The following is a 13,227-nucleotide window of genomic DNA, read 5'->3' as shown; positions in this document are numbered from 1 at the left end:
GGAACTCCGTCGCGGCCAGCGCGCTGCGCCGCGCCGGCTACGACGTCGTCGAACTCGACGGCAGCTACGCCGCCTGGGCAACCCGGCAACCCCTGGCATCCATTGCCAGCAGCTAGCCATCGCTACCGGCAATAGCTGACTGGCACCCTTGGCGGAGACCCGGAAAACAGGGCCGCCGCCATCCGTTGTCCCAACCATCGGGAGCATCATGAGCACCGGCAACACCCACTCACTGCGGCAGCAGCGCCACGGCAACGGCATTACGCTGGGGCTGCGGCAGAACCTGGCGCAGTTCATGCTCCTGGTCGCCGTCAACGCTCTCGTCGGCGGCACCCTCGGCCAGGAACGCACCGTGCTTCCGCTGCTGGCCGGGCAAGTCTTCCACCTGGACCTCTACACGTCCGCGCTGACTTACATCCTGGCCTTTGGCCTGGCCAAGGCCGCCACCAACTACTTCGCCGGCACCCTCTCGGACCGCTATGGCCGCAAACCCGTCCTGATCGCCGGCTGGATCATCGCCCTGCCGGTCCCGCTGATGCTGATCCTGGGCCCGAGCTGGGGCTGGATCGTTGCCGCCAACGTAATCCTGGGCATTAGCCAGGGCCTTACATGGTCCACCACCGTCGTCATGAAAATGGACCTCGTTGGACCCTCCAAACGCGGACTCGCCATGGGCCTGAACGAAGCAGCCGGCTACCTTGGCGTCGCCGGTACCGCCCTTGCAACCGGCTATATCGCCGCCAACTACGGCCTTCGCCCCGGACCCTTCCTGCTCGGCGCCGCCTACATCGCGCTGGGCCTCGGGCTGTCGGTCTTCGCCGTGAAGGAAACCAGAGGCCACGCCAGGCTCGAGGCCGCCAATCACACGACCGCCCACGCGGGCGCCCACGGCGAACTGAGCAACCGGGAAATCTTCACCCTCACCAGCTTCCGGGACAAGTCCCTGTCCTCGGTCAGCCAGGCCGGGATGGTGAACAACCTTAACGACGGACTCGCCTGGGGGCTCTTCCCCGTCTTGTTTGCCGCCGCCGGACTGACGATCGAAAAGATCGGCATTCTCGCCGCCGTTTATCCCGCCGTCTGGGGCGCAGCGCAGCTCGTCACCGGGGCGTTGTCCGACAAATACGGGCGCAAATGGCTGATCGTCGGTGGCATGCTGGTCCAGGCCGCCGCGCTGGGAATGATCGCCGTCGGCCAGGACTTCGGGATCTGGCTGACCGCCGCCGTCCTCCTGGGCCTCGGCACGGCGATGGTGTACCCCACCCTGCTTGCGGCCATCGGCGACGTCGCCCATCCCCAGTGGCGGGCCCGGTCCGTCGGCATCTACCGTCTCTGGCGCGACGGCGGCTTCGCTGTCGGCGCGCTGCTCTCCGGGATCATCGCCGACGCGTTCGGCATTCCGGCCGCCGTCGGCGTCGTCGCCGGGCTCACGGCCCTGTCGGGAATTCTCGTGGCCGTCCGCATGCGCGGCACCGACCACCACAGCCAGCGCCTGATGTAGCCAGGACCCCTCAAGGGGCCACCATTGCAATGGATGGCCCGGCGCGCTGCGATGCCCGGATCGGGGGAGGCGACGGCGGAGCCGACGACCTGGAGGTTCCGGTGGTGTGCCCGGCTCGCCGCCCTCGCGCTGACGTTGAGCACCGCCATTATGGTTACGATGCCGAGCCTGGACACGTTCGCCTACCAATGCCTGGGCCATCTTCACTGCCGCAGTCAGCTATGGGGCTTGCCCTTGCTGAACTTTCTGGCGCCGTATGACCGGCCGGGATTCCGGCTGGCCGCGGGCACCGTCGCGAGCCAGACGGCGGCCACCCCACTGAAGACAAACAATCCCGTGTCCAGAAAGGTGTCCGTCTCCGGAAGCCGGCTACGGTGCCTCCCGGCCTCATTTCCTTTAGCGGTCATCGGCTCACCGTCGGGCCCGGTTTTCCCCGGGAATCCGGACTCGGGAGAGGGCCGGGCGCCAAGGGTGAGGTCGTCATCACTCAGTTGTACCTGCTCGGCCCGGATGCGGCCATGGGTGGCGGAAATCATCCTGCGGAGGTCCTGCCGTGGCCAGCCACGCCGGGATCTCAGCCCCGCGGCGCGAGTGCGTAGGACGTGGTGGCGTAGGCCAGGGCTCCGGACATTTCCTTGAGCAGGTCCGCGTCGGTGTTGCTGATGGTGTCGCAGGCCTCGTGGTAGCACGAATCGAGCTTCTTGCCGGCCGCTCCGCCGTAGGACTGCACCTGGGCCTGGGTCTTCTTTTCCACGTCGCCGCTGAACAGCCCGCCGCCTGGAATTCCGGCCTGCAGGAACGCGTCGTAGTCGGAGCCGCCGTCAAAGGGCGTGGTTTCCGCCGGCAGCGAGTTGTCCCGGAAGAAGACGTCTTCGATCTGCTTCGAGCCATTCGGCCCGGCGTGGCCGAAATCCGAGCCGTCGCCGTCGTGGATGGACCGCACCCCGTTCGGGGAGGCCATCATGTCCACGTTCAGGTTCGCCGCGGTCTGGGCCTTCTCGGCCTTGCTGAGCTCATCGACGTAGTGCTGGGAACCGTACAGGCCGTCCTCCTCGCCGCCCCAGAACGCAAACCTGACCCGGTTCGCCGGGGTGGTTCCGCTCTCCTTCATCCACTTGGCAATTTCAAGGATGGCCGCGACCCCGGAGCCGTTGTCGTTGATGCCCGGGCCCTCGGGCACGGAGTCCAGATGCCCGCCGACCACCACGGTGTTCTCGGCGCTGCCGCCGGTGTCGGCGAGGATGTTGAAGCTCTCCACCTGTTTCCGGTTCCTGCCCTCGCCGCGGAAAGTGAAGGTCTGCCGGACGGGGTTGTACCCTGCAGCGCGCAGCTGCTCCTCGACGTAGCGGGCGGACGCCTCATACCCGGACGCCCCCGACGCACGGTTCCCGCCGTTCTCATCAGCAATACGCTGCAGCGCCTCCAGGTGGGAGACCATGGCCCGGCCCTTGAACGCCTCCAGCACCGCCCGCGCATCCACCCCGGCCGCAGGCTCCAGCCGGGGAGCCGCGGCGCTGGAGGCCGTGGACTTGCTGGTTGGGCCGCTGGGGCCCGTGGATTTACTGGTTGGGCCGCTGGTCACGCCGTCGGACGGAAACCCTACGGGGCCCCGGCCGCTGACTCTGAAGTACAGGCCGTCGCGGACAGCAGCATCACAGCGATGACTGAAGCAAGTACGTGTTTGCGCAGAGTCAACATGCTGGGAAACCCGTCATTAGTCGGTTTCAAGTCGAATAATCAAGACGCTCGCCACTGACGCCCGGCACGCCGCGGTCACCATTGAATCCGCGAATACCACTATCAGTTACGATCATTCTTGGTGTTCCGGCTGTAGCTTCAATAGCCCTTCCCTGTGAAACTGCTGTGTGAATTGGTGCGGGCAGGATTTCCCGGGGCGGGCTCCCCGGCCTGCCTTCCGCTGGCCGTCGCGAGGGCTGTCTGCAGCCGGGAGAGCACCTCGGAGGGCAGCCCGTCGGCTGTGATGCTGGTGAAACGGCAGAATTCGGGAAGTGATTGATAGGCGCCGCGCAGGCACTCCAGATCCTCGAGGCGCTCGGAATCGGTGCCCCGCGCGACTACCCTGGCGTGGGCGTCGTGGGGGTCAACGTCCAGGTAAATGACCAGGTCAGGTTGGGGGAGTGTCCTGATCAGGAAGGGCAGGAATCGTCCCCTGGGAAGTCCGTGCATCTTGCGCAGCGCAAGCTGACAGTGAAGGTGCCGATCCATGACCGCCAAGCCATGATAACGCCAGGCGCGGCGGTGTGAATTCAGGACGTTGAATGTGCGGACTGCCGTCTCAATGAAATCTGCAAGCCGCGCGGGCATACGGACGCCCAGCGCGGCACTCATCAGAGACATCTTCCGGCGACCCGCATAGTTGGGCAGAAACAGGGCGCTGTTCCCGGTCTGGCGGGCGGCATCGACAAGGGCTTGGGCCGCCGTCGTTTTCCCCGACCCGTCAATTCCGGTAAGCACGATCAGCAAGCAGTCTCCTTTGGTTGGGGGTGGTGGGTGTCAGGCCGCTACCTGATCCAACGATCGAAGACCCCACTTGATCCCGGCCGCTCCCTGGCACGGAACGCGGTCGTGCTGGGGGCGGTGGTTCAGGCGTGAGTCCTCAGAGATTGTGGGCCAGCAACTCGAGCCCGATCACCACCATGCTCAACACCACTTCAGCGAGCACAATCACGGCTTTGAGGTGCACCGGCAGCTCGAGCCGCCGGATTGCGAGGTATCCGATGACGAGGAGGGTCACAACGAGAACCACCACTGCCCATTGAAGTGCCACAGCCGTCGACGCTGAGGGCCTCGGTGCTGACGGCGATCATGTGATTGAGTTCGCGACCGCTGGGAACTTTTGCGTGGACCGTCAGGTGGCTCAGCAAATCGGCGACGAAGATCCCCAGCAGGGAACCGACCACCACGATGCTGAGGGTTGCCGCTGCTGCGGCCTGGCGTTGTCTCGCCGCGTGGCTCCGAAGGGCCAGCACCACAGCCAGGCTGGTGAAGCTGATGTAGACGCGCTCCTTGAGGCTCTCGGCGCGCTGGCGGGCAGTCGGTTCACGCCGCCCCGTCGGCTCGGTGGCATTCATCGAAGGCCTCTCTGTGGTTGGTCCTATCTTGTGCCGGGGGCCCGGTACTTCACCTCTCCGGCCATCCGCAGTGCCTCCAGCGTTTCGTCGACGGTCAGCAGGACAGTCGTTTCAAACGAACTCAGTGCACCGCCTCCGGTGATTGCCAGCGCCACCGCGGCCATGGAGACGTTGTCAGGGGCCTCCCAGAGGTTGTAACCGTCGTGCGTGCCGAACGCGTACCAGAAGCCGTGGAGCTTTCCTCCGACCGATTCGATGTATGCCTGGGCGGCTTTCCCGCGGTCTTCCGGATTGGTGATCATCCTGGCCCAGGTCTCAGGGGTGTAGCTGAACTTCGAAAGATAGAGCGGCATCGTATTTCCCTTCGTTGCGCTGCCCGAATGATTCGGATTTCCCAAGAATGGCACTGTGGTGCCGGACCATCAACGGGATGCGGGAGCGGAAGAGGTTCCCGGGTGCCGCCGGTCAGGTGCCCGGGCCCGCCAGGTGCCGGATGAGCGCGTCGAGGATCGGCAGTTGGCCACCCACCAGCTTGATGCGGGCTTCGGTCTCCGGTGTCCATTGGGCGGCATCGATCTCCGGGTAGCTCCGGACTATGCCGGATCCCTTGGGCCATTCCAACGGGAAGGTGTTGCTCACAATCCGTTCGGGCGCAAAATCGGACCCGGCCGTGAAGACCGTGATGATCTTGCCCGAAGGCTGCCGGAAGGCCCCCAGGGGGATGTACTCGGCGGCCGGTGCAGGGTGTCCCATTTCTTCGGCGAACTCGCGTTGCGCGGCGGCCAGCGGGTCCTCGTCCGGGAGGTATTCACCTTTGGGAATTGACCAGGCCCGGGCGTCCTTACGCGCCCAGAATGGTCCGCCCATATGGGCTATCCACACCTCCACCTCCGGTCCGGGGCCCCGGCGGTACAGCAGGATGCCTGCGCTCGTGACTGTCATGTGCCCTCCAGCCCTCCGGGTCCGGATGACCTGGTCCGCAATGCCTGGCCGACGCCGGGGGCGGGGAGGTGCTGGCGGTTTCTGATCCGTGACGCGCCGAATTCGAGTGCCAGGGGTCTAATCGCCCAGGGCCCGCGGTCCCTCGTCTTGGGGCGGCCTACGGCGACGTGGGGTGTCCACCGGGGATACCTGAATCCGAGGGCCGGTGAGCTGAGGATGAAGTCATCGACGTTGTCCACCAGCAGCTCGTCCAGTAGCTCGTGCAAAGCCTTCACGAAGGAGACCTGATACTCCTGCACGTGGTGGGGCACCTCCACTTCCAGGCCGCTCACGCGCCCGCCGCCCAGCAGGACCAGCCGCTCAGCCCGTGCGGAAAAGGCGCCCAAGGTGGGAAGCCCCTCCAGCCAGGCAGCCGCCATACCTGCTGCTTCCCCGGCGGCAGTGATGCCCCTGGTCCAGGTCGCAATGTCCTGGGCGAAGTCCTCCAGCACACCGATATGCAGCAGGGTCAGGTGGAGCCCCTGCGGCCTTCTCAGTGCATCGACGTAGCTGCCCAGTTCCTCGTAGTCCGGGGGACCGGATCCAACGCTGAGTACTGGCACCTCCACCGTGATGCGCGGAGACGTGTGCATTCGGACCCCCTCCCGTCCGGGCTGGCCGGTCGCTCTCGAGGCCATTATCCTCCCGGACAGGGAATGGCGCGGGCTACCGTGCGGAGCCGTTCGGAGCCGGGACGCTGCATGACACAATCAACGCATTGCCCACATCGCCCCCGCTGACCCCACCGGAGGGCGGGGAAGTCCCGGGACTGAAAAAGGAGCACTGTGAGCAGCCCGACCCAGCGCCAGAGCGGAAACGATGCAGACCCCACGGCAAACATGGGCACCGCCCCGGCGTATCCACAGTTGCGGCTCAACGTCGACGCCCTCGACAACAACATCCGTGTGATGGCCGCCTGGTGTCAGGACCGGGGCGTGGAGCTTGCCCCCCATGTCAAAACGACCATGTCAGCACCGATCATCGCGCGGCAGGTGGCTTCCGGCGCCGTCGGCGTCACCGTGGCCACCGTGGACCAGGCCGAGTCGGTTCTGAACTGGGGGCATCAGCACATTCTCGTCGCCAATGAGATCGTCGACCAGTGCGGCCTGCTGCGCCTCCGCACCTGGCTGGAGGAGGATTCCGGGCGGGAAGTCCGCTGCTTCGTGGATTCGGCCGCCGGGGTCGGGGCGGCGGCCCGGGCCTTCGCCGGAGCGGCCGCCACCCTGGACGTGCTGATCGACGTCGGCACCCCGGGCGGACGCACGGGAACCCGGAACCTCCCCAATGCCCTTCGTCTGGCCAAGTTGGTCCACGGCACGCCCGGCCTCCGGCTCGTCGGTGTTGCCGGTTACGAAGGCGTTGTCCCCAACAGCAGGGCGGCGTCCACCATCAACGCCGTCGACCGGCACTGCAGGCTGGTGCGCGACGTGTATCTTGCTGCAGCCGGGTACTTTGAGACCGCCGACCCGATCTACTCCATGGGCGGGTCCGCGTTCCCGGACCGCGTCGCGGCTCACCTGCCCGATGACAGCCAGGTGCCTGGCACCAGACGGATCCTCCGGTCCGGCTGCTACGTCACCCACGATCACGGCACGTACGCCAGCGTCAGCCCGGTTCCGGGGCTGGTTCCGGCGCTTTCGGTCCGGGCTGTCGTGCTGTCCGTTCCCGAGGAGGGAACCGCCGTCGTCGGTGCCGGGAAACGGGACCTTCCTTACGACGCCGGACTCCCCGTTTTCCTGTCGGCCCGCACCGCAGACGGCGTCCCAAAACACGGTGCAACCGCCCATGTGCGGACCCTTTTCGACCATCACGCCGTCCTGACTGGAGCGACGGGACTGGACGTTACGGATGTGGTCGACTTTGGGATCTCGCACCCCTGCTCCGCCTTCGACCGCTGGCCCGAATATGTCGTGACCGACGACAACGGACGCGACACCGGTGTGTGGCACACGGACTTCCACCGCTCGTCGCTGGCACCGACACAACACTCCTGACCGGCGCGGTCCCCACGAGAGGGCGCTACCGGCCCAATGCCCGGAACAGGAGGAGCCGGACGGACTGGGCCGCGGACTCGCGCCGGCAGGGCCCGTTCCAGATGATGAAGTTGGCGAACCGGTGTGCCCCGGGACGGCCGGCAACCCGGGCGGCAGCAGCCCTGATCGTCTGCAGGTCCCCGGCAGCCATCGGAAGGGGAGCTTCATCAGGGTGCCAGGTCGAGCCGAGAGGGAAGTTCCGGAACGGCCGGGACTGCATTTCGATGTGTGCGCCAAGGACGGCCGTGACCGGATGGGCCGCAGCGAAATCGCAGAGCGTGCGCAGCGAATCCTGGAAGGACGGAAAGTCCTGCACGTACAGCCGGCCGGGGTAAACCGTGTCTCCGGTAAGCAGCATGCCGGTGTCCTCGTCGTAGAGGGCCACGGCGGAAGGATGGTGCCCCGGCGTGGGGATCACCTCCACCGCCCGTCCGCCGAGGTCAAACCGGGCCGTGCCGCGGGGCCAGCCGTCGAGCCCAAAGAACCCGGCAACCTCCGCGGCTGAGTGTCCCACCACCCGGGTGTGGGGACGGTCTGTGAACTGCCCGTCCCCGGCGACATGGTCCCCGTGGGCGTGCGAGTGGGCCACAACGAGTTCGTAGCCGACCCGGGGATGCCCGCGCAGCCAGCCGTCCATGAGCGTGTCGACCGTCTCGCGCAGGGGAAATCTGGTGGCATCCGCCGTGGCACCCGTGTCCAGGAGCAGCGCGCGTTCGTCACCAAAGAGCAGGTAGAGAAAGGGCGCTTCGAAGTTGTCGGTGATGTTCTGCCGGAGCAGGACGGTATTCTCTGCAGCCCGGTGGACCTGGATCGGCGGCGCTGACCGGCGCCTGCGGGGCCGCGCCCCCGCGAACCAGCGCACGTCGAGATTGAGATCAGTCACGGTGCCGGCTTTCCGGTGACTTCTCCAGCAGTGCCTGCGGTGCCGGGGCGCTGACGATTTCGTTGGCGTGTGCGGCGATCCAGCTGACCAGCGGGAGCATCACGGCGACCAGTTCGCGGCCGCGGCCGGTGAGGCTGTAATCGACTCTGGGCGGGATGACCGGCTGGGCATCGCGACGGAGGAAGCCGTCCGCTTCCAGTCTCTTGAGCGTCTGGGCGAGCACCTTTTCGCTGATGCCGTCGGCCCGGCGCCGCAGTTCGCTCCAACGCTGCGGGCCGTCCCACAGTGGGACCAGGATCAGCACGCCCCATTTGCTGGAGACATGATCGAGGACTGTCCGGCTGGGACACCCGGCGGGAAAGATCCCGGCCAGCTCGGGGGCGGCCGGCAGGTTTGGGGAAGCGTCACCTACTTTCATGTAGGTACGTTACTTTAAGGTGCGCATGCTCTGCCGGGAAGCATTGCTGCTGCGGCGAAGTTGCCAAGGGTGTCAGCCATCCCCTTGGAAAGGACCACCATGACCATCGTTATCACCGGCGCCACCGGCCAGCTCGGCCGCCTTGTAGTTCAAGCGCTCCTCGAGCACGATCTGCCCGCCGACCGGATCGTTGCCACCGGTCGTGAGCTGCCCAGAATCGCCGACCTCGCCGGTCGGGGCGTCCAGGTCCGGCCCGTCGACTACACCGACCCGGAATCCCTGTGCCAGGCATTTGCGGGCGCCGAAAAGGTCCTGCTGATCTCCGGCAGCGAGGTTGGCCAGCGCCTGGACCAGCACCGAAACGCCATCGCCGCCGCCCAGGATGCCGGCGTCGGGCTGATCGCCTACACCAGCATCGCCAATGCCGGCAGCACGAACATGCAGCTGGCCGCTGAGCACGAAGCCACGGAAGCAGCCCTGGCAGCATCCGGCTTGCCGTTCGTGCTCCTCCGTAACAGCTGGTACCCGGAGAACTACACGGACCAGCTGGACACCTATCGTCAGCACGGCGCCGTGCTCGGGAGTGCAGGAGCGGGCCGGGTCAGTGCGGCCACGCGCGCGGACTATGCCCGTGCCGCCGCGGCGGTGCTGCTCCAGGACGGCCAGGCCGGGAAAGTCTATGAGCTCGGCGGCGACGAGCCGTTCACCCTCGCTGAGCTTGCCGCGGAAGTCAGCGCCGCCACGGGCCGTCCCGTGCAGTACCAGGATCTGCCGGAGGAACAGTACACGGGGTTCTGGTGGGTGCAGGTCTGCCGGAGGGCTACGCGGCGATCCTGGCGGACAGTGATCTCGGCATCGCGCGCGGCGAGCTGCTCGTGACCAGCGGTGACCTCAGCGCCCTCACCGGACGGCCCACAACCTCGATGCGCGAAGCCGTGCGTGCGGCCGCCGGAACCGAAGCTCACCGGCATTAGGCATTCGTGCCGGGTAGCGTCGTTCCGGACGCCGCCCATGCGCGGCCGGTGTCCGGGGTGCCGCCAAACCCGGAACAACCAGGGGGCCGACGACGGCTGGGGGAGAGAACCCCGGTCTCAGAGGGCTCTCAAGCGTCGCCGGCCCCGTCTCGCACCGGAATCCCCAGCTCCGGCAGGCACCATGAGGCCTGCCCCATGCCTCGTTCTGCGCAGGCGCCGCCTCTACTACCATTCAACACCCTGCAGGCCGTATCGGGGAGTGGTCTGGCACCCCCTTGGCTTCGCCATTCCCGCGTTTTAGCCGCGGCAGCGCTCAAGGCTCGCGCCAGTTTTGAATATCGTTGAGGCCGCATGCCTGGCGGCTGCATTGCCTGGCACTGACCTTCCAGTCCGGCTGGGTGGCAGTTGCCGTGCGCTCGTCTTTCCAGATCGGAATCACCCTCGAGCCGCATTGGCGGCAAGGCGGTTCCACGTGGGCGCGCCTTTGCGCTTTGTTCATGATTTCCCCCCAAAGAAAACTCCCACGACTACAGCCTTAAATCTAATGACTGTACAAACAGAATTCTGCCGGCCTGCGAGGCAAAATACCTGCTGACGCCCCGTGCCGGGCTCCCCGCATGACGATTCTTCGGGGAGACTGGGGAATACCGGAGCGGTCCCGTCTGTTTAACATCTATCCGACCAGCATTTCGAAGAAGAGAGAAACACCCCAGTGGCAACCGATTACGATGAAGTACGCTCCGATGTCAAGGAGTCGCAGGACAGGTCCCTGGAGGCGCTGCAATCCGAGAATGCTCCGGACGCCCGCAGCGTGGTGCGTGATCTGGATGAGGCGGATTCGCTGGACGGTTCGATTGCCCCTGGCGGAGAGTTCGTGGCCGAGGAACTGATCGTCCAGGTCATTCCGCAGGCGGAAGACGAGTTTACCTGTTACTCCTGTTTCCTGGTCCGGCACCGCTCCCAAATCGCGCGCGAAAAGGACGGCCACGCTTACTGCATTGACTGCGAAGGCTAAGGCGCGGCCTCCTGTTCACGACCGCGCAGCTATGTGACCCAAGCGCTGCCGGCACTACAATCGGCGCATGACCGCCCTGGACTGGCTGCTGGATTCTGATCCTTCGATTCGATGGCAAGTGCTGCATGACCTTGCCGGCGCCCCGGCCGACGTCGTGGCTGCAGAGCGTGCACGGGTGGCAACCGAGGGGTGGGGCGCGCGATTACTGGCCCTGCGCGGGGCGGACGGCCAGTGGGCCGGGGGAGCGTACTTCCCCGCGCGCAGGGTGGAAACGCCCGACGACGGAAGCCAGCCCTGGACCGCCACCACGTACAGCCTCCTGCAGCTGCGTGACTTCGGCGTCGACCCGGACAACGACCAGATGCGCCGGAGCGTGGCGCAGGTGCGGGACAACTGCCGTTGGGAGGAGGGCGGACAGCCCTATTTCACCGGCGAGGTCGAACCCTGCATCAATGGCATGGCCGTGGGGCTCGGCGCCTACTTCGGCCAGGACGTCGACGGCGTCGTCACCCGCCTGGTCAGGGAGCAACTCGACGACGGCGGGTGGAACTGCTGGGCGGAGTACGGTGTCGTTGTTTCGTCGGTCGCGACCACGATCAACGTGCTCGAAGGGCTGCTCGCGCACGAGCGGGCAACCGTCGGCTCGGCGGAATCCAAGAAGGCTCGACGCCGGGGCGAGGAATATCTCCTCGAACGCCGGCTGTTCCGACGCAAAAGCACCGGAGAGGTCATTGACCCGGCCTGGCTGCAGTTCACTTTTCCGACCCGCTGGCACTATGACGTGCTCCGGGCACTGGAGTATTTCCGGTCCGCCGGTGATCCGCCCGACCCGCGGATGGCCGAGGCGATCGAGCTGCTTCGCTCGAAGAGGCGGCCCGACGGGACCTGGCTGCTCGAAAACACACATCCCGGGCAGGTCCACTTCGAGCTGGAGGACGGTGACGGCCAGCCCAGCCGGTGGAACACCTTCCGGGCGCTGCGGGTCCTGCCGTGGTATGAGAATGGAACGCGCCCATAACCTGCCTGCGGGACTGGTGCCGGGATCGTTCGCCGCTGGTTTTACGCCGCGCCGGTCCACCTGGGCGCTGTTGCGGCCCGGCGGATGGTTTTGGCGCGGGTGTGGACGTTGTCGGCCCGCTTATGCCAGTCATGACGGGCAGGCAGGGCATCGGTGGGATGCGCCGGTTCCCGAACCCGGTTTTGCCCGCTTCCCTCCGGGCAGAGATCGGTGATCAGGCCCCATCCCTGCGCACTCGCGCACGGCGGAGATGCCGCGACGGCGGCGGGCTTGTCGCTGAACGCAGCCGAGACCGCCATCACGGTCCCGTCCGGTGCCTTGAGCCGGAATCGGAAATTCGATTCCCCGTCAACAAACAGTTCAAACGTGCCGGCCATAACATTCTTCCCGGTCTGCGAAGCCTGCCCCCGGCGTCACTACCATGGATCAGGCGGGAACGCATCGCTGCGTTCGTGTCGCGCTGCTCTGGTCAAACGATCACTAGGATCTGTTCATCTGGTGATAACCAGTGTGTTGGAGGGCCCCGCGGCCCCATAAGACACGGCACGTAAACCCTGGGTAAAAGCTGTGCAACGACGCGCTCAGGCGTACTCCGGGGCGCTTCAGAAAACGGAAAAAATACCACGTTAAGCCCTGGCCATTGGCCGTAATGGCCTGAATTTGCCTGTGCCGGGTTTGGCGTTGTTGCGCCAGGTGTAATCGCCGGTGAGGTTGATGTGTTCCCAGCCGAGCGGGGAAAGGTGCCGGAGCAGGGCCTCGTCGACGCCCTCGTCTCGGTCGCGGAGGTTGTTTGTGGCGCGTTCGAGGTAGACGGTGTTCCAGAGCACGAGTCCTGCACCAAGTAAGGCGATGTCACTCGAGCAGCCCAGTCCCAGTGGCACGGAGGGGACGGATACTACGGCCGGCCCGTGGTGGCCGGAAGTGAATGTTTACGTTGGCTGCAACAACACCTGGTCGTACAGCGGCGCAGCCTGGGACCTCCAAGGGGGTGCTTGGTACACCACTTCGTGGGATTACACCTACAGCAGCAATGGCGGGTCCGGCGGCGCCTGGGATCAGAATCGCGAGACGCGTCAGGCTAGCAGCACGGGGTTCTTAACGACAAGTACCTTCTACGGCTTCACCTCGGACTACTGCTAGTTCAGCGCTACGATGCGGCTGTACAAGGACGGGCAAGAGGTTGGACAACACACAACCTCTTGTGACAGATAGCTTCAGTTGGTACCGCTGGTCTGGATGGTTGGTACCGGCATTCCGGGAACTTGGTACCGGCCCTCCGCATGTCCGCTCGGGGCCGGCACCACGTCCTGGG

At 65.9% G+C, this 13,227-nt stretch carries 15 protein-coding genes and 1 pseudogene; 5 read left to right on the top strand and 11 right to left on the bottom strand.

Annotation, left to right across the window (positions count from 1 at the left end):
• Positions 1–208: 208 nt before the first annotated feature.
• Positions 209–1,501 carry an MFS transporter gene (locus ACZY0Y_RS18440; protein WP_463886192.1) on the top strand — a complete coding sequence of 431 codons (1,293 nt, stop codon included), beginning with the start codon at positions 209–211 and terminating at the stop codon, positions 1,499–1,501.
• 215 nt (positions 1,502–1,716) lie between these two features.
• Here the strand turns inward: ACZY0Y_RS18440 and ACZY0Y_RS18435 are convergent, their stop codons facing one another.
• The 7 genes from ACZY0Y_RS18435 to ACZY0Y_RS18405 all read right to left on the bottom strand — a co-directional run bounded on the left by ACZY0Y_RS18435 (position 1,717) and on the right by ACZY0Y_RS18405 (position 6,167).
• On the bottom strand, positions 1,717–2,037 hold the full coding sequence (locus ACZY0Y_RS18435) for a hypothetical protein (protein WP_463886194.1): 321 nt from the start codon (positions 2,035–2,037) through the stop codon (positions 1,717–1,719).
• A gap of 38 nt (positions 2,038–2,075) precedes the next feature.
• Positions 2,076–3,083: a M20/M25/M40 family metallo-hydrolase gene (locus tag ACZY0Y_RS18430; protein ID WP_463959669.1), complete on the bottom strand. Its 1,008-nt coding sequence runs from the start codon at positions 3,081–3,083 to the stop codon at positions 2,076–2,078.
• Between the two features lie 254 nt (positions 3,084–3,337).
• A complete protein-coding gene (locus ACZY0Y_RS18425; RefSeq protein WP_463959671.1) occupies positions 3,338–3,976 on the bottom strand; it encodes a nucleoside/nucleotide kinase family protein in 639 nt (212 codons plus the stop codon).
• A 142-nt stretch (positions 3,977–4,118) separates the two neighbouring features.
• Positions 4,119–4,289, bottom strand: coding sequence for a hypothetical protein (locus ACZY0Y_RS18420; RefSeq protein WP_463886198.1), 171 nt, complete (start codon positions 4,287–4,289; stop codon positions 4,119–4,121).
• 327 nt (positions 4,290–4,616) lie between these two features.
• Positions 4,617–4,946 carry a GYD domain-containing protein gene (locus ACZY0Y_RS18415; protein WP_463886200.1) on the bottom strand — a complete coding sequence of 110 codons (330 nt, stop codon included), beginning with the start codon at positions 4,944–4,946 and terminating at the stop codon, positions 4,617–4,619.
• Between the two features lie 112 nt (positions 4,947–5,058).
• Positions 5,059–5,535, bottom strand: a complete 477-nt coding sequence (locus tag ACZY0Y_RS18410; protein WP_463886202.1) for an NUDIX hydrolase — start codon at positions 5,533–5,535, stop codon at positions 5,059–5,061.
• A complete protein-coding gene (locus tag ACZY0Y_RS18405; RefSeq protein ID WP_463886204.1) occupies positions 5,532–6,167 on the bottom strand; it encodes a hypothetical protein in 636 nt (211 codons plus the stop codon). Before ACZY0Y_RS18405 ends, ACZY0Y_RS18410 begins: the two co-directional genes overlap by 4 nt.
• A 192-nt stretch (positions 6,168–6,359) precedes the next feature.
• Here ACZY0Y_RS18405 and ACZY0Y_RS18400 point away from each other — a divergent pair, with 192 nt between their 5' ends.
• Positions 6,360–7,568 carry an alanine racemase gene (locus ACZY0Y_RS18400; protein ID WP_463959667.1) on the top strand — a complete coding sequence of 403 codons (1,209 nt, stop codon included), beginning with the start codon at positions 6,360–6,362 and terminating at the stop codon, positions 7,566–7,568.
• A gap of 25 nt (positions 7,569–7,593) precedes the next feature.
• On the opposite strand, the gene ACZY0Y_RS18395 is transcribed toward ACZY0Y_RS18400, so the two are convergent.
• Together ACZY0Y_RS18395 and ACZY0Y_RS18390 are read right to left on the bottom strand one after the other, a co-directional pair.
• Positions 7,594–8,490: an MBL fold metallo-hydrolase gene (locus ACZY0Y_RS18395; protein ID WP_463959666.1), complete on the bottom strand. Its 897-nt coding sequence runs from the start codon at positions 8,488–8,490 to the stop codon at positions 7,594–7,596.
• The gene (locus ACZY0Y_RS18390; protein ID WP_463959664.1) at positions 8,483–8,908 is read right to left on the bottom strand and encodes a winged helix-turn-helix transcriptional regulator; all 426 of its coding nucleotides are present in this window, start codon (positions 8,906–8,908) and stop codon (positions 8,483–8,485) included. The genes ACZY0Y_RS18395 and ACZY0Y_RS18390 overlap by 8 nt, the downstream gene beginning before the upstream one ends.
• A gap of 99 nt (positions 8,909–9,007) precedes the next feature.
• Here ACZY0Y_RS18390 and ACZY0Y_RS18385 point away from each other — a divergent pair, with 99 nt between their 5' ends.
• The 3 genes from ACZY0Y_RS18385 (at position 9,008) to ACZY0Y_RS18375 (ending at position 11,915) form a co-directional block, all read left to right on the top strand.
• Positions 9,008–9,787, top strand: a complete 780-nt coding sequence (locus ACZY0Y_RS18385) for an NAD(P)H-binding protein (protein WP_463959663.1) — start codon at positions 9,008–9,010, stop codon at positions 9,785–9,787.
• An 807-nt stretch (positions 9,788–10,594) separates the two neighbouring features.
• Complete coding sequence (locus tag ACZY0Y_RS18380) at positions 10,595–10,897, top strand: DUF4193 domain-containing protein (RefSeq protein ID WP_024368278.1); 303 nt, start codon at positions 10,595–10,597, stop codon at positions 10,895–10,897.
• Positions 10,898–10,964: 67 nt separating this feature from the next.
• The gene (locus tag ACZY0Y_RS18375) at positions 10,965–11,915 is read left to right on the top strand and encodes a prenyltransferase/squalene oxidase repeat-containing protein (RefSeq protein ID WP_463959661.1); all 951 of its coding nucleotides are present in this window, start codon (positions 10,965–10,967) and stop codon (positions 11,913–11,915) included.
• A gap of 41 nt (positions 11,916–11,956) precedes the next feature.
• On the opposite strand, the gene ACZY0Y_RS18370 is transcribed toward ACZY0Y_RS18375, so the two are convergent.
• Entirely contained in the window at positions 11,957–12,292 is a 336-nt protein-coding gene (locus ACZY0Y_RS18370) for a YegP family protein (RefSeq protein WP_463959660.1), read from the bottom strand.
• Positions 12,293–12,541: 249 nt separating this feature from the next.
• Positions 12,542–12,751, bottom strand: a pseudogene (locus tag ACZY0Y_RS18365) (Tn3 family transposase); the annotation flags it as partial.
• Positions 12,752–13,227: the final 476 nt, after the last annotated feature.

The sequence above is a fragment of the Pseudarthrobacter kochi genome (genome assembly GCF_055412805.1).
The sequence above is the reverse complement of the archived record's forward strand: the minus strand, read 5'-3'. Positions and strand labels throughout refer to the sequence as shown.